At 42.3% G+C, this 20,470-nt stretch carries 17 protein-coding genes and 1 tRNA gene; 8 read left to right on the top strand and 10 right to left on the bottom strand.

The window, feature by feature from the left end; genetic code table 11:
• Positions 1 to 29 precede the first annotated feature (29 nt).
• Together MF542_RS12600 and aroA are read right to left on the bottom strand one after the other, a co-directional pair.
• Positions 30 to 1,355 carry a S41 family peptidase gene (locus tag MF542_RS12600; RefSeq protein ID WP_247019969.1) on the bottom strand — a complete coding sequence of 442 codons (1,326 nt, stop codon included), beginning with the start codon at positions 1,353 to 1,355 and terminating at the stop codon, positions 30 to 32.
• 31 nt (positions 1,356 to 1,386) lie between these two features.
• Positions 1,387 to 2,706, bottom strand: coding sequence for a 3-phosphoshikimate 1-carboxyvinyltransferase (gene aroA, locus MF542_RS12595; RefSeq protein ID WP_247019967.1), 1,320 nt, complete (start codon positions 2,704 to 2,706; stop codon positions 1,387 to 1,389).
• Positions 2,707 to 2,828: 122 nt separating this feature from the next.
• Here aroA and MF542_RS12590 point away from each other — a divergent pair, with 122 nt between their 5' ends.
• Complete coding sequence (locus MF542_RS12590; protein WP_247019965.1) at positions 2,829 to 3,149, top strand: TIGR02300 family protein; 321 nt, start codon at positions 2,829 to 2,831, stop codon at positions 3,147 to 3,149.
• A 111-nt stretch (positions 3,150 to 3,260) separates the two neighbouring features.
• Positions 3,261 to 3,336, top strand: a tRNA-Ala gene (locus tag MF542_RS12585).
• A gap of 68 nt (positions 3,337 to 3,404) precedes the next feature.
• On the opposite strand, the gene MF542_RS12580 is transcribed toward MF542_RS12585, so the two are convergent.
• The 3 genes from MF542_RS12580 to MF542_RS12570 form a co-directional block, all read right to left on the bottom strand.
• On the bottom strand, positions 3,405 to 4,823 hold the full coding sequence (locus MF542_RS12580; RefSeq protein ID WP_247019963.1) for a hypothetical protein: 1,419 nt from the start codon (positions 4,821 to 4,823) through the stop codon (positions 3,405 to 3,407).
• Positions 4,820 to 5,452, bottom strand: a complete 633-nt coding sequence (locus MF542_RS12575; RefSeq protein ID WP_247019961.1) for an ATP-binding cassette domain-containing protein — start codon at positions 5,450 to 5,452, stop codon at positions 4,820 to 4,822. The genes MF542_RS12580 and MF542_RS12575 overlap by 4 nt, the downstream gene beginning before the upstream one ends.
• Before the next feature lie 220 nt (positions 5,453 to 5,672).
• On the bottom strand, positions 5,673 to 6,392 hold the full coding sequence (locus tag MF542_RS12570; RefSeq protein ID WP_247019959.1) for a CPBP family intramembrane glutamic endopeptidase: 720 nt from the start codon (positions 6,390 to 6,392) through the stop codon (positions 5,673 to 5,675).
• 210 nt (positions 6,393 to 6,602) lie between these two features.
• On the opposite strand from MF542_RS12570, the gene MF542_RS12565 reads away from it, so the two are divergent.
• Positions 6,603 to 7,436, top strand: a complete 834-nt coding sequence (locus MF542_RS12565; RefSeq protein ID WP_247019957.1) for a helix-turn-helix transcriptional regulator — start codon at positions 6,603 to 6,605, stop codon at positions 7,434 to 7,436.
• Positions 7,437 to 7,544: 108 nt separating this feature from the next.
• Here MF542_RS12565 and MF542_RS12560 read toward each other — a convergent pair whose 3' ends face one another.
• Both MF542_RS12560 and MF542_RS12555 read right to left on the bottom strand, forming a co-directional pair.
• The gene (locus MF542_RS12560) at positions 7,545 to 8,429 is read right to left on the bottom strand and encodes a dienelactone hydrolase family protein (RefSeq protein ID WP_247019955.1); all 885 of its coding nucleotides are present in this window, start codon (positions 8,427 to 8,429) and stop codon (positions 7,545 to 7,547) included.
• Positions 8,430 to 8,603: 174 nt separating this feature from the next.
• Entirely contained in the window at positions 8,604 to 11,855 is a 3,252-nt protein-coding gene (locus MF542_RS12555) for a glycosyl hydrolase (protein ID WP_247019952.1), read from the bottom strand.
• 336 nt (positions 11,856 to 12,191) lie between these two features.
• On the opposite strand from MF542_RS12555, the gene MF542_RS17835 reads away from it, so the two are divergent.
• From MF542_RS17835 to MF542_RS12530, 5 genes are all read left to right on the top strand, one after another.
• Positions 12,192 to 13,499: an O-antigen ligase family protein gene (locus MF542_RS17835; protein WP_247019950.1), complete on the top strand. Its 1,308-nt coding sequence runs from the start codon at positions 12,192 to 12,194 to the stop codon at positions 13,497 to 13,499.
• 82 nt (positions 13,500 to 13,581) lie between these two features.
• Positions 13,582 to 14,598, top strand: coding sequence for a glycosyltransferase family 4 protein (locus tag MF542_RS12545; protein ID WP_247019948.1), 1,017 nt, complete (start codon positions 13,582 to 13,584; stop codon positions 14,596 to 14,598).
• Positions 14,599 to 15,455: 857 nt separating this feature from the next.
• Positions 15,456 to 16,550 (top strand): hypothetical protein, encoded by a 1,095-nt coding sequence (locus tag MF542_RS12540; RefSeq protein WP_247019946.1) that lies wholly within the window; start codon positions 15,456 to 15,458, stop codon positions 16,548 to 16,550.
• 20 nt (positions 16,551 to 16,570) lie between these two features.
• Positions 16,571 to 17,623 (top strand): glycosyltransferase, encoded by a 1,053-nt coding sequence (locus MF542_RS12535; RefSeq protein WP_247019944.1) that lies wholly within the window; start codon positions 16,571 to 16,573, stop codon positions 17,621 to 17,623.
• Complete coding sequence (locus tag MF542_RS12530; protein WP_247019942.1) at positions 17,620 to 18,258, top strand: WecB/TagA/CpsF family glycosyltransferase; 639 nt, start codon at positions 17,620 to 17,622, stop codon at positions 18,256 to 18,258. The genes MF542_RS12535 and MF542_RS12530 overlap by 4 nt, the downstream gene beginning before the upstream one ends.
• Positions 18,259 to 18,352: 94 nt before the next feature.
• On the opposite strand, the gene MF542_RS12525 is transcribed toward MF542_RS12530, so the two are convergent.
• The 3 genes from MF542_RS12525 to fcl all read right to left on the bottom strand — a co-directional run bounded on the left by MF542_RS12525 (position 18,353) and on the right by fcl (position 20,458).
• Positions 18,353 to 19,108 (bottom strand): FkbM family methyltransferase, encoded by a 756-nt coding sequence (locus tag MF542_RS12525; protein ID WP_247019940.1) that lies wholly within the window; start codon positions 19,106 to 19,108, stop codon positions 18,353 to 18,355.
• A 61-nt stretch (positions 19,109 to 19,169) separates the two neighbouring features.
• On the bottom strand, positions 19,170 to 19,472 hold the full coding sequence (locus MF542_RS12520; RefSeq protein WP_281501666.1) for a glycosyltransferase: 303 nt from the start codon (positions 19,470 to 19,472) through the stop codon (positions 19,170 to 19,172).
• Between the two features lie 56 nt (positions 19,473 to 19,528).
• Entirely contained in the window at positions 19,529 to 20,458 is a 930-nt protein-coding gene (gene fcl, locus MF542_RS12515) for a GDP-L-fucose synthase (RefSeq protein WP_247020114.1), read from the bottom strand.
• Positions 20,459 to 20,470: the final 12 nt, after the last annotated feature.

Raw genomic sequence — 20,470 nt, 5'->3', positions numbered from 1 at the left:
ACAAGGGCGTACCGAATACGCCCTTGTTATTAATTCAATATCTCAAGCACCGTATCCAACTGATTATCTTGCCCCGCAAGCAGCTTCTCAAGATTAAGGGCAACAGCGATATCGGGCTTAAGGCCTGTCATGTCAAAGCTCTTGCCGCTTCCATCAACATAGCGTTCATTTGGAAGCCCAAGCAAAAATCCGTTCGGCAAAATCCGCGGCAGGATATCTGAGAAAGCTCCAACCGTTGCTTCCCCAACCTGTGTGACTTTAGGTGTTCGCCCTTTAAGGCCCATCAGGAACGTTTCTGCGGCACTCATAGTGCCCGCATCTGTTAGCACAACAATATCACCGTCATAGGAATTCTCGCCAAACGCTTTCACCACGATAGATTCGGGTGCAGTCCACTCTCCAGTTGCTGCAAAATCTACCGCCGCCTGCTTCAAGTATGCGACATAATCGTCTTTTGTCAGGCGCGATAACAGCTGCAGCGCCACTTGGTCACTTCCCCCAACATTTGAGCGCAAATCAATAATCAACTTATCGCTTGCTTGAAGCTTCTTAAAAAGTTCATCCAGAGCCGCTTCGTATTCTTCACACGGTGTAAAAGAAGCTAATCGGAGATATAAAATACCGCTTTTGATATCTGCGAACTGAAACTGGTTATTACAGTATGAGCTTACACCGCCCGTAAGATAGTGATCTTCAATAACGCTACTAACCTGCTCGAAACCATTATAGGCTGGTACACGTTCAACATGCTCGGCCCCGAAGAAATAGCGCTCCACATCAGGGGCTACGAGTACTGTATGTGGGTCCCGAAATTTTAGAAGTTCGTTTACAAAGAGATCATGCAATTCAGCGGAGGATTGAACAGCAGACGCGCCCTTGAGTATGGCTTCTTTATCCCAACTGATCTTTTTCTCTTCGAAGAATGGGTAGTTTTGTTCGAAAATACTAAGAAAGGCTATCGTTGTAGCCTCAACTGAACGATCGACGGGTTGAACACATAACGTTGGTAATTCACTTAAGCATTCCGCCTTCATTTTTGACCCTGTATCCGAACGGCTGAAATAGCGAATACCATTATCTGGTGCAGTTACGCGCATATCTGCTTCAATGAAACCAGACACAGCTACAGGGAAACTAGCGACATATTCATCACCAGATTGGTAGGTCACAGAACCGGGAGAAAGCACACTCGGTAAACAGCTCACACCGCTTGTTCCGAAAATGGAAACTTGGCTCCCTTCAATATGAAACAGAAAACCGTACCCTTCGGTTTTCCATACACCATCCAGATTACCAGTCGCCTTGGCCTGCATATACACCAGCAAGCCTAAAGCCAGAAAAACCAGATATTTCATACCTCAAATTGCCCCCACCGGTGATTACAAGCTACACCGTCATACCCGCACCAAGGCCCGTCAACAACTCAACAAAAGTTGGAAAACTGGTTTGGATCGGAGCAGCATCATCAACAGTAATTGGCGCTTCTGCCATCTGCCCAAGAATGGCAAAACTCATGGCAATGCGGTGATCAAGGAAGGTTTTCACCTGCGCACCGCCCGGCACTTTGCCTGCATTACCAATGATTTCGATACCATCATCAAACTCTTTCAGCTCAACACCATTGGCTTTAAGACCTTCCGCCATCGCTGAGAGACGGTCACTCTCTTTAACGCGCAACTCTTCAAGCCCCATAAAACGACTGGTACCCTCTGCCACCGCTGCGGCACAGAAGACCACTGGGAATTCATCAATCATTGTACTTGGATCAACAGGTAATTCAGTAACCGCTTTAAGCTGAGCATAGCGCACACGTAGATCACCCACAGGCTCACCACCAAGTTCACGCGGGTTTTCCACGGTAATATCCGCACCCATCGCTTTCAGCGCATCCACCACACCTGTACGGAGCGGATTAAGACCAACATTTTCGATCAGAATATCTGACCCCGGAATAATACTTGCGGCCACCAGAAGAAACGCACTTGAAGAAATATCGCCCGGCACTTCAAGGCTAATAGGCGTCAATTCAGGCTGACCTTCAAGGCGGATAACATAATAGCCATTCTCCTCAGTTGTCGTCACCTTAGCGCCCATTGCTGTTAGCATGCGTTCAGTGTGATCTCGGGTAGAGATTTTTTCGCGAACCGTCGTAATACCTGGGGTATTCAACCCTGCCAGCATCACTGCTGATTTCACCTGCGCGCTGGCCATTGGCGTTGTGTAATCAATAGGTATCGGCGTATCCGTGCCTTTGATTGTAATCGGCAGATAAATTTCATCTCGTGCTGTGAATTCCGCACCAACTTTACTAAGCGGCGTGATGACCCGCTTCATCGGCCTGCCACGCAGAGAAGCATCCCCTGTAACCGTTACAGTAATATCATGGCTCGCCATCAAACCCATCAACAGGCGGCAACTCGTACCGCTATTTCCCATGTCAATGATATCATCCGGCTGCAGAAGGCCACCAACACCAACGCCGTTTACTACCCAATCACCACATTCGACCTTTTCAATTTTTGCACCCATGGCCCGCATAGCATCAGCGGTTGCCAGCACATCTTCTCCTTCAAGGAGACCGCTGATTCGGCTTTCCCCAACGGCAAGAGCTGAAAGCATAAGTGAGCGGTGAGACACCGATTTATCACCTGGAACCTTTATTTGGCCCTTAAGTGCTGATTTAGACTGAGAAACAAGGCTTGGCACAGTGAAATTTCCGTATTAATAAAACAAGTGAACGACTATTGCTTTGACAGTCGCTGCCGATCATGGCAAGGGATGCGCCAAATTCATAGCTCTAAAGCGCGTCAAATTTCAAGGAGAAGCACGTGGCAAAACCAGAATGGGGTACAAAACGCACATGCCCAAAGTGTGGCGAGCGCTTTTATGACCTACAAAAAGACGACCCAGTTGTATGTATTGAATGTGGTACAGATTTCAAACCTGAGCCAATTCTGAAGACTAAACAGCCGATCATTGTTGAAGAAAAAGCTGAGAAAGAAAGCTCCGAAAACGAAGATCTGGATCTAGAAGATGATGATCTAGAAGTTAGCGGTGACGACGATATTGATGCTGTAAGCCTTGATGATGACGATGATGCTGAAGTTTCAAGCATGGTTGATACATCTCTCACTGAGGATGACCAGTAAGAGTTTAGCTTCGAGCAAATTCTACGAAATGAAAAAGCGGGCCAATTAGCCCGCTTTTTTCTTGCCTAGCTTCAAGCAGTTACCTATATATTTCGCACCAGACGATCAGATGGGGCCGTAGCTCAGCTGGGAGAGCGCTACACTGGCAGTGTAGAGGTCAGGGGTTCGAGCCCCCTCGGCTCCACCAATACTTTAGCTTCATCCGACATAGCCTAGCCTTAGCTGAAAGCCCATTTCAATTAGCTTACATAAAGCTTAAGTCGCAGATGACAGATAAACATACCAAGCCATCAACATAATCAACCGACCTGCCACAGCGCTACGGGTTAAGGCCCCAAGGGCAACTAAAACCAAGGGCACAGATACAGCAATCAGCCCTGCATCAATTAAGCTGTTTGAATTACCGCTGAAAACGGCAACAATCATTGCAGGCGTAAGCGTCACGATTGCCACAAACATTGAACTCAAAAACAAAATAACCGCTCGCTCAAAACGCCCTGGCCCAAATGTATTAAGCAAAGTGCTTACAGTGTTGTTTTGCCACCGAGCGCTTGCCTGCGAGATTGGAAATATAAGCACCAAGAAAATTGCAGGGCCCGCAACCGTTCTAAAAGGTAAAAATGCTCCGGCAATTGCAACCGCCAACAAAATTAGTAGAGATAAACGGCTTCTAAACAGCAATTTAACTTCACTAATAACACCGGCGACATAATGAGACACTCGGGCGGAAACGACTTTAGGTGCCTTAAACGGCACATCTTTTATGGACGTTTTATATGTTGATAGTGGTGCGGCTGGATTGCCCTTTACCTGAATCGAACGAGCCTTCATCGGCGCCCAAATCAGTCCTGCAACAACAACAACCAGTGCTGAAATACCAAGCCAAGACAAACGCGCCATCATATAACCCGCGTCAGTAACACCGCGATAAGCATCCACCATAACTGTTTCACCGCTATTAGGTGCACCACCAATGGTTACGCCATCTACCGGATAATCTACCGCACCAATGATAGGTGAAGTAAAACCAAAGGCGTCTGTCATTGGATTATTGGTCATGTAATTGGTCTCAGGATCAACAGTTCCAATGATACTCACGATCAACAAAGCTATCCAAAGGATGAAAAAGACCACATCACCAAACCACCGACGGGTAAGGTTGCGTGCATCTAAAAACAGTCGAATTGCAGCAATCAAAGCAAGTGCGGGCGCAGCCGGCAACCAGAGAGCAATTGTTGTTTCAACAATATTCATCTGGCCTTCTAATCTAAAGATACCAAGGATCAAGCCAGCAATAGTAAGCCCGACCAGTAACATCCATAATGCGCATGTATCAGCAGCCCAGCGGCCAAAAGCCCAAGCAACACGTGAATGCGCTGCTGTATCTGTTATCTGCCATGGCCGGTGCCGCGTAGGCCCAGCCCTCAAAAAGATATAAGCAAGCGGTGTCAACAAGGTTGCTGCGATTACACCGAGATCAAGCCCTAAAATTGCTGCTGTTAAAACGGGCACTTGCTGATTAATTGTTAAAACCGCGTAGGATGCCTCTTTGTCTGGCACCATATAATGCGCTGCTATGGGTGTCGCGAGTGCCGCCAACAATAAAGCGGAACTGCGTATATAGCGTTTCAGTTCCAACTGGGTGCTAGATTGAAGGACGCTTAAAGCACTCATGCTGCATGCACCCCGCCATCTGTAACTCGTACAATATTGGCGCCTATAGAATCAAAATGATCTACTAAATGGGTAGTCAGCAATATCGTAGCTGATTGGGCGGCGTGGGCTATCAATTCCGCAACTCTTGTTGCTGTATCAGTATCCAATTCCGCAGTTGGTTCGTCCAGCGCCAATAATTTCGGCTCCCCTAAAAATGCCTGAGCCAATATTAACCGTCTGCGCATACCACCAGACCAGCCAATGATGCGCTGGTCAGCATCATGGCTCAGACCCAACTGTTCCAAAAGTTCAGTTATTTGAGCGTTCGCATCTTTACCTACTGATTTTAATGCAGCGATGTGCTCTAAAAACTCTCGCCCGGTCACATCAGTGGGAAGGTCAACAATCTGAGGCGCATAGCCTAATTCAGATCTCAGTTTTCGTTTAACCTTGGCGTAAGGTTTATCATGCCACCACAACTGACCCGAGGTTGGTTTTTCCACAGTCGCACACATACGAAGAAGTGTAGATTTTCCTGCGCCGCTAGGGCCAACCAATAGGTTTAAACCAGAATTAAACTCACAACTGACATCATTGAGAATTAAGCGTTTTTTATAACGCTTTGAAACATTATCAAGTTTTAGCATAAGCCCCCTAATTGAGATTTAATGATCTCATTACTTACTGCTGGTAATCTTTAGTTTGAGGCTATCGCCTTTTCTCTCGTTAAGGCAACTTTTTTCATTCTTTTCAAATTATTAGATGGCAAGATTGCTATACATAACCTTAGGGGAACTATTATTCACTTTGTTTTATGAAAGATATGCTGGCGAAATTGATACAAGAAGATACAGGCCATTATTGCTACTACACTTCAGAATATGCAGCAATAAAACCAACCGTGTTCACACCAGCATGCGCAATAATACCAGGGACAAGACTACGCCCTACCAGATAGTAGGCAGTTCCATAAACAAGCCCACCAACGCCAGCACCAATCACCCCTCTTATACCTTGAGGGAAATGCCCAATACCAAATATGATTGCAGAGCCAATAATCGCATAAATCCAGCCTTTTCTGGTATCACCAAACACACGAGCAAGTGTATTCATCAGGAAACCCCGGATTAGCAGTTCTTCACTAACCACAGCCATCCACATCACTGGTAGTATCATCAACAATAGCGGTAAGTTACCTGACAGCTGGCCTGTTTGCCCTAGCCTCGACGCTGGAATATCCATATGATTCATTAATAAAGATACGGGAATAGCAGTAACAAAACGCGCTATTAAAATTAGCAGTGCCGCCCCGATGATCAACATAACCATTTTACTTTTTGAAACATTCCAATCAGGCAGACGCAAGCCGATATTGCGCACATGATGGCCGTTCATCTTAAAAGCAATTACCAGCAAAGAAGTTAGCACAATATATGGAAGGGTACGCCCCATAACAGGTAACACATCATAAATATGCGAATAACTGGTATTTTCTCGTAGCGCCAACAATATGGCAAATATCCCTAACGCTATACCGTAGAGTAAAATGTTTTCCTTGGGTTGAGTGTTAATACTGTGTTCGGGCATACCACTTCTCTTGTACTTGCTTTTTCAAACCAAATAAAAACCACCCAATATCCGTGAAACGATCTCGGCTTAATCGTGACAATCAGCCGAACGCTTCATCCGTAAAAGGTAGCTTTAGCATCTTATAATTTGAAAAAACGCCCCTATATCATAATCTTGCGGTTTATAACCGAACCCTTTTCATCAGGGTATTTCCTTGGAGATGAAGACGTGGCAGACCTGCATGCATTTAACGCCTCACTATTAACTCAATCGGAGTTTCTGCCTGGGGTTGAGATCAAGCGCTGGAAAATCTCTCAGGCCCAAGTGAACTACCATAGCCCCGACAAACATACCCTAAGCATGTATATTAAAGGCGGCGAGACCAGCTACAGGTCTGATCAGGTGGGTAGAAAAGGCGGCCCGAACTCCCTTTGTCAAATGCCACAAGGACAAGCATCTGACTGGCATATTAATGGCCTCATTGAATTTGCCCATTTGTATTTTACTGACAAAGCACTGAAGCAGTATGCTGCCTTAAATTTTGATGATGATGTTCGCTTTATTGATTTACGCGATTTAACCTATAAGCAAGATCCAAAACTCAGCGGTTTATTTACCGAGTATCTAAACATCTGCGAACACAAGGAACAGGCATTCTCCCTTGCTACAGAACAATTATTATACGCGATCCTTCATCATATTCTGACCCACTACAATGGTTTCCACATAAAAGACCAAACGATTAGCGGCGGGCTTTCTCCATTCAATATGAGACGGATAAAAACCGCTATATATGACTGCCTGCACGAAAAGCTAACCCTCGCTGATATGGCTGAGATTGTTAACCTAAGTCCTTTTCATTTTGCACGAATGTTTAAAGTAAGTTTCGGCGTGTCGCCTGCTGAATTCGTGATGCTTGCTCGCCTAGAGAAAGTAAAAGAACATCTAGCCGGACCGCTATCGCTTTCTGAGATTAGCGCTGCAACAGGATTTAGCCATCAAAGCCATATGGCGTACGCTTTTAAAAAGGCCACAGGCATTACCCCAAGCCAATACCAATAAGAGTGCCAGGTTCAATATATGAAGAAGATCAAGCTTTTGATCATGGTTGTGACTTTAGTCTAACCTTCTCTAGAAGGTTAGACCGTACGCTATATAACTATCTTAGCGCTATACTAGAGCTGTTTCAAAAAGCGCCAGCAATCTGGACCATGCTTTTTCAGCTTGCTCTTTATTGTAAACAGGGCTGTCAGGCGGGCACCAGCCGTGCAATGTGCCTTTGTAAACCTCTATCTCAGCCGGAATACCTGCTTTTTCATAAGCAGCCCGCAGAACATTTTTTGCATCCGGGAAGCGCTCATCATCATTCTCAGCAATAGCATGAAGAACATGGGCTGGTGAGTTTGGAATAAGAAGATGAGGGCTGTCTTCACTATCACGCACTAAGCCGCCCCCATGGAATGAGGCTGCAGCTCCTACACGTGACGGCACTGCACCAGCCGTTCGCATAATAAGCGGGCCACCCATACAGTATCCCATCGTACCAATCTTTTTAGAGGTATCGACACTCTCTTGCGCATCAATGAATTTAATGTAATCCCTAGCGTCCGACATGCTGGCATCTTGGGTTAGCTTGCGTGCCATACCGATAAGGAATTTACGTGTATCAGGATCACGGAAACTAGCATCCGGGCCAACAACAGGTGCTTTTGCATCACGGTAAAACGGGTTTACAACAAGAACAGAATACCCTTGTTTTGCAAGGCGCCGTCCCATTGCCTTAAATGCCGGGCGCAGGCCTTTAATATCTGGCCATAATAGAATACCAGGATGTTTGCCAGTAGATGGTCGCACGAAATAACAATCAGATTGGCCTGAAGCCATATCTACAGTGACATCACTTTCCAGAATAGTATCATCAGCAAACACACCTGCAGAAGGTGCCATCATAGCTGTGATTGCAGCGATACTTAGTTTGCTAAAGTCGCGGCGGTTAACAGCACCACCTTTTTTTTCAAAGGCAATATTGTCTTCTTCCGTTAGATCGTCACACATTTCCACCTCCCAAGTTTAGATTATTGACGAGAAACCCTGCATGCTGATTAGCACAAAGCTGGTTTCAGAACTACGGCAGGGAGCCGTATTGCACGGCATCGTGATGGGAGCAGGCGAGGTAGATAGAATAGGAACGGCACCTTATTTTCAGGTACCGTTCCAATGTTTAAGGGTTTATTCTGGCTGCCATTCAGGTAGACGGCCTGGAGTGGCAGGAGCCCCTGCAGCACTCATATCTTTCTCGATTGCAGTCAAATCAGCGGACAAAGCTTTTAGCTCAGCCAGCGCGATTTTGAATTCCTCTGACGCAATATCATACGCCTTTTGGTGCAAACCAGTTGCAGGAGCTTGACTTCTCCATGAACCAAAGACAATTGAGTTAACCCGTTCATTGATTGACATCGGCACCGATTCATTCCGGCTGGAAATAGTACGATCACCGAGCAGCGCATAGTTCAGCTTTGTCAGCCTATCTTTCAGTGACGCGAGACGCTGCTTGTACGCATCAGGCGCATTTGGTGTTCTTAGGAAAGCGGCATCCAAAAACTTAATACGGTTAGCCATTTCCCGGCTTGTCATATTCGCCGCGATAACAGCACTACGCAGTTTTGCTGTTTTCTGCTGGAAGGCAAGTAGCGCCGGACGATCCGTTGTTGCTTCATCGCTTAAGCCCAGTGGTTTCACGTTAAAGGAACGCGTTTCTCCAATCTTGGAGAGCTGGCCTTTAACGCGAGTATGCATTTCCACGCTATAAGTGCCCGGCAACACCATTGGCCCGCTAAGTTCACGAGATGAATTAAGTGCGACCGCATCCGGTGCGTCATAGCGTAAATTCCAGGCAACCTGCTGCAGGCCTTTTCCTGTTTTACCAGCAAGTCGGCGCACAACATTACCCGCATCATCTTTAATGGTAAGAATAACCGCTGGCTTTTCTTCGTTATCTTCCGCACGAAGGGTTTCAAAATCAGGATACGGTGTATCTTTACCTTCTTTCAAAAGCTTCGCTTCTGCGGCTTTACGGCGGGCTTTATCAGTTTTAAGGCTATCCTTCAGGTGATATCTGATAACAGCACCATATGGTGGGTTTTCTGCACGCCAGAACTGATCACCCAAGAAACCTGTTGTTGATGTCCCCCACTTATCCCCTTCAACATATTGCCATGCATCCTTAACCGGGAATAATGTAGCGTCTGCACTTTCAACATCTGCGATTTTGTTGCGAAGCGGTGAATAATCATCAAGCACATAAATACCACGACCAAATGTTGCGATTACCAGATCATTTTCTCTACGCTGGATTTCAAGATCTCTAACCGCAATGGTTGGGAAACCCGCTTTCACCTGATGCCAGTTATCTCCGCCATCTTGTGTAAAGAACAAACCATATTCAGTACCAGCGAATAGAAGGTCTGGGTTTTCATGATCTTCCGCGATCGTGTGAACAGTACCGCGTTCTGGAAGGTTCCCGCTGATTAGCTTCCATTTCTTACCCTTATCCGTTGTCTTCAGGATATAAGGTTTAAAGTCACCGCGCTTATGGTTATCAACCACCGCATACGCCGTATTTTCACTGTGAACAGAGGCGATGATATCTTCAACAAGCGACATATCAGGCACGCCCTTGAAGCTTTCAACCTTGCGCCAGTTTTGGCCGCCGTCTTCTGTAACCTGAATCAAGCCATCGTCAGTACCTACATAAATAAGGCCTTCCTTCAGCGAGCTTTCACTTAAGCCGATGATACTGCCGTATTTCGATGTGGAATCGTTTTTGGCAACAGAATCCACACTCCATACTCTGCCCATAACCTCAAGGCTATTTCTGTCTAACTGTCTGGTTAAATCGGGGCTGATAACACGCCAATTGTCACCACGGTCTTCAGATACAAAAACCTTTTCAGCTGCATAATAAAGCCGCGTTGATTTATGCGGGCTCAGAACGATTGGTGTATTCCAGTTCCACTTGAATTTATTCTCGCCACTTTCCGGTTGTGGCGCGATATACACACGCTCGGCTGTGCGTTTGTCATAGCGTGCAAGACCGCCATACTGGTACTGAGTATAAACGATGTCTGGATTGGTTGGATCAGAGACCGCTTTATAGCCATCGCCTCCCAGAATGATGTTCCAATCGCTATTTACAATACCGTGCACCACATTGGTTCTGGATGGCCCACAGAGCGAGTTATTATCTTGTGTGCCACCGCATACATTGTAGAAAGGCACATCATTGTCTGGCGTTATGCGGTAAAACTGCACGATCGGCAGGTTTTGAATATGCCGCCATTTACTGCCAGCATCAAAGCTTTCGTAAATACCGCCATCACCACCAATATACACATGATCGCTATTGTTTGGATCAATCCAAACTGCGTGATCATCTACGTGGCGCGCTTTTGCACTCAGGCGTTTCCATGTACGGCCACCATCCTTTGATACACTTGTAAAAGTATCCACAGAATAAACGGTATCCGCATCAGACGGATCAACAAAAAGCTCGTTATAATATTGAGGGCTGCTGGTTTGGCGTGATGACCGCTTCTTCCATGTTACACCGAAATCGGTTGAAGCATAAACGCCCTTGCCCTTATCTTCTGCTTCAATGATTGCGTAAATAAGGTTTGGTTCGCTTTTGGAGCCTGCAATACCGATACGGCCCAGCTCTCCACCGGGTAAACCGCTCGAAACCTTTTTCCAGGTTTTACCGCCATCTGTGGTGCGGTGGATACCACTACCAGGCCCCCCATTGATAAGTGTCCACACATGCCGGCGGCGCTGATAACTACTGGCAACAATAATATCTGGGTTGTTCGGATCGACTACAAATTCGTTGACGCCGGTGTTTTCATCAATATCCAGAATTCTGGTCCACGTAGCACCGCCATCCATGGTTTGGTACAAACCACGATCACCACCAGAAGACCAAAGCGGTCCTTGTGAAGAAACAAGCACATGATCGCTATTTTCAGAATTAATCCAGATACGGCCAATATGACCGCTATCCTTCAGGCCAACATTTTTCCAGCTTTTACCACCATCTACTGATTTATAAACGCCATCACCGTTTGCTACAGAACGCTGAGCGTTGTTTTCACCAGTGCCCAGCCACAAAACACTCGGGTTGTTCGGATCTATTTCGATATCGCTTGTAGCGTATGACGCATATTTATCAAAAATTGGTTTCCAGGAAATACCATTATCTGCGGTTTCCCAAACACCGCCAGAAGAGGTAGCAACATAGAAATGATTGCTTCTTTTTGGATCAAAAGCGAAATCAGAAATACGGCCAGACGGATAGGCAGGGCCAATCAATCGTGGTGACAAATTTTTAAATGGATTATTTTCGGCTGCCGCTGGTGCAGATACCAATCCAGACACTGTGAGCGACAGTGCGCCCGCAACAAGCGCAGCATATGAAGTTTTAAGCATGTGAGCCCCCTAGTTTATCAACTATGGAAGTTACGCTATGCCAGAACCCTATGCGAGTAAAGCGAACTACGAGATTGTTACTTTCAGAGATATGGAACCTACGACTTTAGGGAACGCAAAGCACACCAAGACCCGGATATGCATTAACTTAAAAGCACTTAATTGGCCGACTGAGAGAATGAACTATAAAGCAAACTTACCTTTAGCTGCATAAATGGGAAAACGAATATTACTTCTATGACTTTCTCAATCGCGAATGTTGTAATAGAAAGCCAATTATAGTCCTATATCGAAATTATAGATAGCAACGAAAAATTCGGCTCAAGGAACGTAAAGGTGCAAAAACTAATTATCTTTCTACTTTTAATGTCACCTGCACTCTTCGCTAGCGCAAGGCCTGTATGGCAATGGATGTGGATTATTTACGTTTTTGTCGGCGTTATACTGACCGTAGGTCAACTTTCGTATAAAAAGGTATCTCATAAGCAATATAACATCCTGCCCGTGCCAACCCAGATTAGCCTCACACTATTTCTATGTATTTGCTTCTATCAGATAATCACTTTTGGACCAGGTCTTGACGGAGAACGTGCAATCTTTTTCGCTCTCCAAGTTCTTAGCATTCTGGGTTTTCATTTTATAATAGCGGGCATTATATCCAACAGGCTGAAAGCCGAAAAACTATTATTCTATATAGTAAATATAATATCACTCTATGCCCTGTGGGGCTTCATTGCTTATATCACCGGAAACGATCATGTTCTTTGGTATGAAAAAACAACTTCTTATGGGTCTCTAACATCCACCTTTATAAATCGAAATAGCTTTGCAGCGTATCTAGGTATGGGGCTTATTCTCGCTGCCCTGGAAATCAGCGTGAAATTCCCGAACCTAAAAAAAGAAAACAGGCTATACAGGCATATTATCTTGGACGGCCTCCAGTTCTTCTTTAGCAAAGGATGGCTCTTAGGGTTGAAATTAGTGATTTTGTTAACAGCTCTATTGCTTACCACTTCTAGAGCTGGTGTCTTTTCTTCTTTGCTGATGCTTGCCGTATTTTTCCTGTTAAATACACGGCTTACTTTCCGGGAGCACAAGTTATTATATGCACTCGGTGCTTTCCTTGCCTTTGCCGCTTTTTCAATTATCGGATCTATAAGCGGCGAAAAACTGGAACAACGCCTTTATAATTATTCAACTCTGGATACCCGGTTTGTTGCCTATGAAATGATCATAGACGGGATCAAAGAAAAACCAATTTTAGGGCATGGCGCGGGTTCTTTCGAACACAAATTCCAACCGTTGCGGGATCACAATTTACCCGCATACTTTGATAGGGCCCATAATGACTATCTGGAACTTGCTTTTACGATAGGTATTCCCGGTACACTCATTTTCTTAACTGGCATGCTGGCGCTTATTCTACAGTTTACCAACACCCTGAAACACACAAAGAAATACCGGAAACACCTATTGGCCATCTTGTGTGTTATTGGCCAGATAGGCGTGCATTCTTTGATAGATTTCCCGCTACAAATGCCTGCCACCGCCTATACATTTACGGCAATCCTAACAATTGGGCTTATTATTGTTAATAGAACACTTAAAAGAGACACTTTAATACATTCTGTACCTTTAGATTAAAAAATACGACAAATTCAGTATATTAATCTAGGGATATTTACTATACTTAGTCCGAATAAAAGATAATCGATAGAAATATTAAATGAATTTACTTTTTGCATATCTTGGCATTGTAACTGTTTTAATCATCGCTCTTAATGCTCGTTATTTCGGTGAGCTTATGGGCATTATGGATGATCCAAAACGGGAAGCCCACAAAAGTCATCTAGTTTCTACACCTCTGGTTGGTGCTTTAATGGTAGGGGCTTTATGCATTTGTATGATTTTAAATCATTTCTTTTTCGAAGCCAGCACACGAATGATTGGTATAGGTACTTGTACCATTATGATAGCTGTTCTCGGCCTTATTGATGATCGTTTACAACTGGGATGGAAACTGCGGTTAGGGACGATCTTCGTAATTTGCTTAACCTTAACTTACTGGGTTCCTGAATTACGATTAGATAAATTAGAGTGGTCTTTCGGTATAGTTACAAATCTAGGACCGATTTGGGGATCAGCTTTTACTATTTTATGTCTTATGACACTCGTTATTTCGTTCAATATGATGGATGGTTTTAACGGAGGTGTTATCACCATAAGCTTAGTATTATTTATACTAATGGCACTGGTAGCAACCAACCCTCACCGCCAAGCCATATGTCTATTTCTCGCATCCGCGCTCGGCATTATGCTTATTTACAATTTGAAAGGTGAGTTTTTCCTGGGCGATGGTGGCGCTTATGCCTTAGGCCTACTGATAGGCAGCGTTGCCCTGTTGACATATAATATTGACGCCAACGTTAAAATCTATGCGGACACCATATTTTTGTGGTTAACTATCCCTACCGTGGATTGCTTACGTGTCGTTTTAAAGCGCATGTATAAAGGCGAAAGTCCATTCCAATCTAATAGAGACCATTTACATCACATACTGATGCAACACATTCCTAAGCAGTACCTGTTTCTTTTCTACGGGTTAAATATCGCATTATTGGGATGGGTATCGATCCATATAGGCAGTAAAGTATATTTACTAGCATCAGCACAACTAATCATATTGATATCGGTGCTTCATTTTCATAACAGACGCATTCTACAAAAACATCATAAAAGATAGTCAATTTTAAATTATCGGCTATTAATGACTGATCAGAACATCATAATTTTATGCTATTTTTCTACCCTCTTCCAAGATACTGGAGAAATCAATTTATAAAGTATCTAATTTCAAACACTTACTGGTTATGATAGAGTGTTACTGTCATTTCTCAGTCACTTACATAAATTGTAAGTTTATCTTTTATTGTAATTAAATTATCAAACGACCATGGAAACAATAATACTCCAAATAGCTATATTGGTAGCTTACAGCGGATTAGCCCTTACAATTTTAGGAGATCAACTTCAAACAACTGTCAAATATAAGGCTGTTTTGAAAAACAAAATTGCGACTGGGTATAATACTGCGATGAAAGTGATGGTCTTAACTAGAGTCTGGACCGTTATATATGTGGTAATCATCTCCTATAGCATAGATAGTGGGACTTCATACAAATCCCTATCTCTACTGGCTGCCATAACTTTGAGCATAGTTACTTTCCCTTATCTGTATTTATTTAGGAACGTGTATAAAGAAATAAATACAAATAAGTATATTATTATGATAGGTGCACTATTTTTAAAAAAGAAGATACTTTTTTTCAGCTCATTTATGGCTACATTATGTAATTTATTGGGTCTAACAGTTCCATGGATTATTTGCGCGATATACCCCGAATACAGACTAACACTCGCTAATACTAGTACTATATTTAATGTGATTTTTACTATCATCAATGTATTTTATATTGAGCACCGATTTGCCAAGCTTGCTGATTTAGCTCAGGATGAAATACACGAGTTTATAATAGTTATTATTAGCGCAAGGCTGGCTGCAATTATAACCGTCGCTAGTGCATACTGGGTTGTCTATATATGAGATGGCTTTATACCATAAGCCCTAAAAGCTTATTGTTAATATTGGTAGCTTTTATTGGAAATGCTCAAATACTGGGAATAGACTTAGTTTCTTTTTTACTTGTCCCTCTATTCTTTATTAGCATCCCTAAAGATGGGACACTAAAAAGGCATACATTATTGCCTTTCTGTTTATTTACAATATTAATGATGCTTTTAATTACACAAACAATATTGTCAGATATTCCTATACAAAACTACTACTTATGGCCAATCAAAGCTTTTTTCATAGCAATGATAATCGCATTTAGTGATGAACTAAATTGGCCGATAGGTAATAGCATGATGTTGTTTGCTGGTTGTATAGCTCTTATTGCAATTGGGACCGTCATTGACGGTCGTTTATATTCAGTATTTGGGCCAAATATGTTGTATCGTTTTTTTGGCCTTCTATTATTTCTATCCGCAGGTTTACTAATAAATTCGAACCATACCAAAAAGATACTAGCTGTAACCTTCCTTGGTTTTGCGACTTTTGGTTCAATACTAACTGGTTCAGTAGGTGCCTTTGCAATCATACTGGCGGTATGTCTCTTTGTGGTTACTAAAATGCCCAAATCATTTTCCATTGCTTTGGGATGCCTCTCCATCATATGCGTATTAACTGTTAGTTTTTACGCAGACCGACTAGCTATAATGACTAGCTCGCTAACAGTATATAATAGGATTTTGTATAAAATACTAAATATTGAGGCGAATACCCGCCTCAACGGATGGAACGAAATATTAAACAAAGAAATATCGTTTTTAGGCTTTGATTATTATGACTTCTCTGGGATATGGGAACTAGGGTATCAATACCCCCATAATATAGCTATTGAGCTTTATGCTTTCTATGGCATAACTGGTATATTAACGTTACTAATATTACTTTTAGGGACATTTAAAACTTTGAAACAATCTATTACAAACAATTTCATTGCAATAAGTTTTATAGTTATCTTAATAGGATCTCTTTTTTCTGGAGAGTTATCAGATAACTATGCGGTAGTTGGCATGTCCGCTGGAATACTATTGCGCAGTAAGTTTCCGATTCGCCCTCTATCAACGTGATTATCGAGTAGGGTTCTCTCATGAAGATTTTAATAATATCCCCTTTTGAAAATCACGCCACGGGGCGTGGTGACAGAAATACCCGCCTCGCCAAAGAACTTTCTCAGCGAGGTCATACAGTAGTTACATTTACATGCAACTTTGACCATTCTCGCAAGAAGCATATTCCAGTAGATAAACTATCATCTACATCTGATTTAAAAGTCATTAGAGTTCCAGGTTATTTACAAAATGTTAGCTTCGCCAGAATTTTATGTCATTTTACAGTTGCGATAAAATTATGGGCTTGGGCAATACGCTTCCGTTGGGATACTGTTGTTGTATCTTCAATACCACCAGAAGTGCTATTAGCAACAATATTTTTAAAAAAACAATCCCTTATAGTAGATATACGAGATATATGGCCTGACGCACTATCATCATACAAAAGTAAATCAATAATTTACAAAATTTTCAACCGTTATTGTGATTTGATTTATAAATTTTCGCTCCAATTTGCAGACCGTATACTAATAGTAGCTCCTGATTTTTCAAAATGGTTAAAAAGATACACCTCATATAAGTCAAGAAAAGTTAAATTAATACCTCTTGGATTTCAAAGAGAAGACTTTAAGTGTCTTTCAAAGGGTGGCGAAGATTATGATTTTTGTTATGCGGGCGGAGCAACTCCTCAATTTGACATCCAAGAATTTGCCAAAACTCTGAACAAAGAAAAAGGGATTATACTTGGCGACGGCCCCTTATTAAATAAATGGAAAGAAAGCTTCCCTAAGTCAAAGTTTTTAGGGAGTATTCCCAGAAAACAAGCAATATCAATAATGTCTTCTTCACAAAAACTTATTTTTCCATCAAACAAATATGCACAGTTACCGAATAAGGCATTCGACTACTTTGCCATGGGATACCCCGTTATTTTAGGAAAGAATTGCAGTAAAGCGACAGCTTACCTTTTATCACTACGCAATAAACGCGCTAGTCGAGGCATAGATAACTGGCAGGACTATAAAACCATAGAGAAAGAGTACTTAACAACCAAAACAGCCAATATAATAGAAGAATCTAAATCAAAATGATAAATCATTATATTAATTTAGTATGCTGGCATAGTATATGGAATAACTACGATCCAACTAGAGATCATTTCTGGATTGATAGTATTTCACTAAAAGCCCTATCAATGATGTATAATAGATCAACTATTTACCTACCGGGCACACATGTTGTCAGCCACATAAATGATCTCGTAATTTCAAAGAAAGAATGGTTTTTTTTCACAGCCGTACAAATTGAAAATATCCCGGATGATTCACAATATGAATTACCTCTAGCTTTAACCATGGAAGTTTCTGAAGATATTAAGTCTACTTTACTTAACATTCCCCCAAAAACTAAAGTAGCAATTGGTATTAGTGCTCCTAAACAAAATTTTTTTGCAACAGAATTGTATAAAATTCGTCCAGACTTAGAGTATCACTGCTTGGGAGCAGCAATATCTAAACTAGCAAGCAAACCTAGTCAAAAATTGAAACTATCCAAAAGTGGATTTGAATGGCTATATTTCTTAGTAACTTCTCCTAAAAGAACCTTTCAGAAACTCCAATATACTTTTCAGGCATTATTAAAAATATTATTCAATAAGGATTACCGTATAAAATTTAAGCATTTCATAGTTATATGTAAATCTACTGAAAAAAGATCATCAAATTGATCACCTTTAATTCTATTGATATTCAGCGGCTTTAGCCCCTACAGGTAAAAAGGGTAACGAATTAATGCCTGTGTTAAAGCACAGCCAAAACCCATTATTGTAATTTATATATGTCATCCCACACACCAATCCTAGCAACGAATAGATAGCCTTTACCTTTCATATACTCTTCCATTTTACTCCTTGGGTAAAAATCTCCATTATTTTCAACAACAACAACACTAGGCTTTACCTTACTCCACTCCAGCGAATCTAAGACATTAAACTCATACCCCTCCACATCTATAAGAAGTACGTCAATATGCTTACGATCACCTATTAAATCTTTCAACGGAACTGCATCTATCTCTATTTTTTTTGCCTTAAAACCTTTACCCCTAAACAGGGTATCTTGATAGACTGAGCTAACTTGATTTTCCCAACCTTCTTCATCAATCACTTGATAGAAATCACGTTTTCCAGGTATTATATCTATCAAGATACGGTGAAATTTCGTCCTTGGTCTTAGCTGTTCATATTCGGTTGAATAATCTATGGCATCTATTGATATGCCGCTGAAACCATATTGATGTTCCAAAAAATATGAATTGGAGTTCTGTTGCGGGTGATTACATCCTACTTCGACAAAAAAGCCTCCCCTAGATATCAGCTGCAGTTTCTCTAGATAGAAATCCTGACCATACTGCGATTTGTAATGCCCAACTGGCTTCATAGGCTTCAAATACAGAGTTTCTGAATTTATCAATGAAAGCCGCATCATTACCTGTTTAAGATAGTGATATAATCGAGCTCCTGTAGAGTAAAGTTTTGTATTGTTAAGTATTTTTTTAGTAATATTTAAAACGCTCATATTTTTAACTTCTTCATGGATGTGAGTATACTAAAATACCTCTATTGAGGACTAACTATGTTCACAACTTACTCAATACACGGCTATCAGAATATCTGTCATCAGAGTTAAGGATTCCAACTGCATCACCAGTAAACAGCTTCAACCCTTTATTCAAAGCGTCATACATACCTTCGTCAGGCTCAGAAATAACACGTACATTATCAGCTTCATAACGACGAGCAATCGAAACAGTTTCATCCTGAGAATCACCATCAATGATGAGGAGCTCCTTATCAGGATAATCTTGTTCCATAAATGAAGACAATGCGTAATCTATCGTCTCCGCCGAATTAAAACACACTGTCAGAACGGAAATTTTCAAAGAAAAGCATCCTCGTATCTTATTTTCATCATCAAACAATGATCACTATCGAATAATTATACTTCAGCTTTCTGGAACGCGGCATAGGTTTTTACCAACCCATCCCGTAAACTAGTTTTAGCTTGCCAACCCAGCTTTGTCATACGGCTAACATCCAGTACTTTACGAGGCGTCCCGTCAGGCTTTCCTGTATCCCAACGAAGCTCACCTTTGAAGCCCACAACATCGACAATAGTTTCTACAAGATCCCTAATTGTAAGGTCTTTACCAGTCCCCACATTAATGGTGCCATCTTCTTCATAATGCATCATGGCATGGATAGTTGCATCTGCCATATCATCAACATACAGAAACTCACGCATAGCTTTCCCTGTCCCCCAAACAACCATTTCCGAGGCACCTGACACTTTAGCTTCATGAGCCTTTCTTATAAGGGCTGGGATCACATGACTATTTTCCAAATCATAGTTATCTCCCGGGCCATATAAATTTGTTGGCATCACAGATACAGCATTAAAACCATATTGACGACGATACGCCTCACACATCTTTAATCCGGAAATCTTGGCCAGAGCATAGGCTTCATTTGTTGGCTCCAGCGCACCAGTAAGAAGGTATTCTTCCTTAATAGGCTGGGATGCCATTTTAGGGTATATACAGCTTGATCCTAAAAACACTAACTTCTTGGTACCATTTTGATAAGCCGAATTGATAACGTTGGTTTGTATCGACAGGTTAGCATATAAAAAGTCAGCTGGGTAAGCACTGTTAGCATATATGCCCCCCACCTTCGCAGCGGCAAGGAAAACATACTCAGGCTGCTCAATTTCAAAAAAAGCTTCAACTGCCTGCTGGTTTGTTAAATCTAGTTCAGGTCGCGTCTTAAGAAGCAGGTTGTTAAAACCCTTTTCCTTTAAACGCCGTACCAGAGCTGACCCCACCAACCCCCTATGGCCGGCGACGAAAACTTTTGCATTTCGGTCCATCATGACCATGCC

This window comes from Kordiimonas laminariae (assembly GCF_023008165.1).
Classification (GTDB): Bacteria; Pseudomonadota; Alphaproteobacteria; order Sphingomonadales; family Kordiimonadaceae; genus Kordiimonas; species Kordiimonas laminariae.
This window is presented reverse-complemented; position numbering and strand designations above follow the sequence as displayed.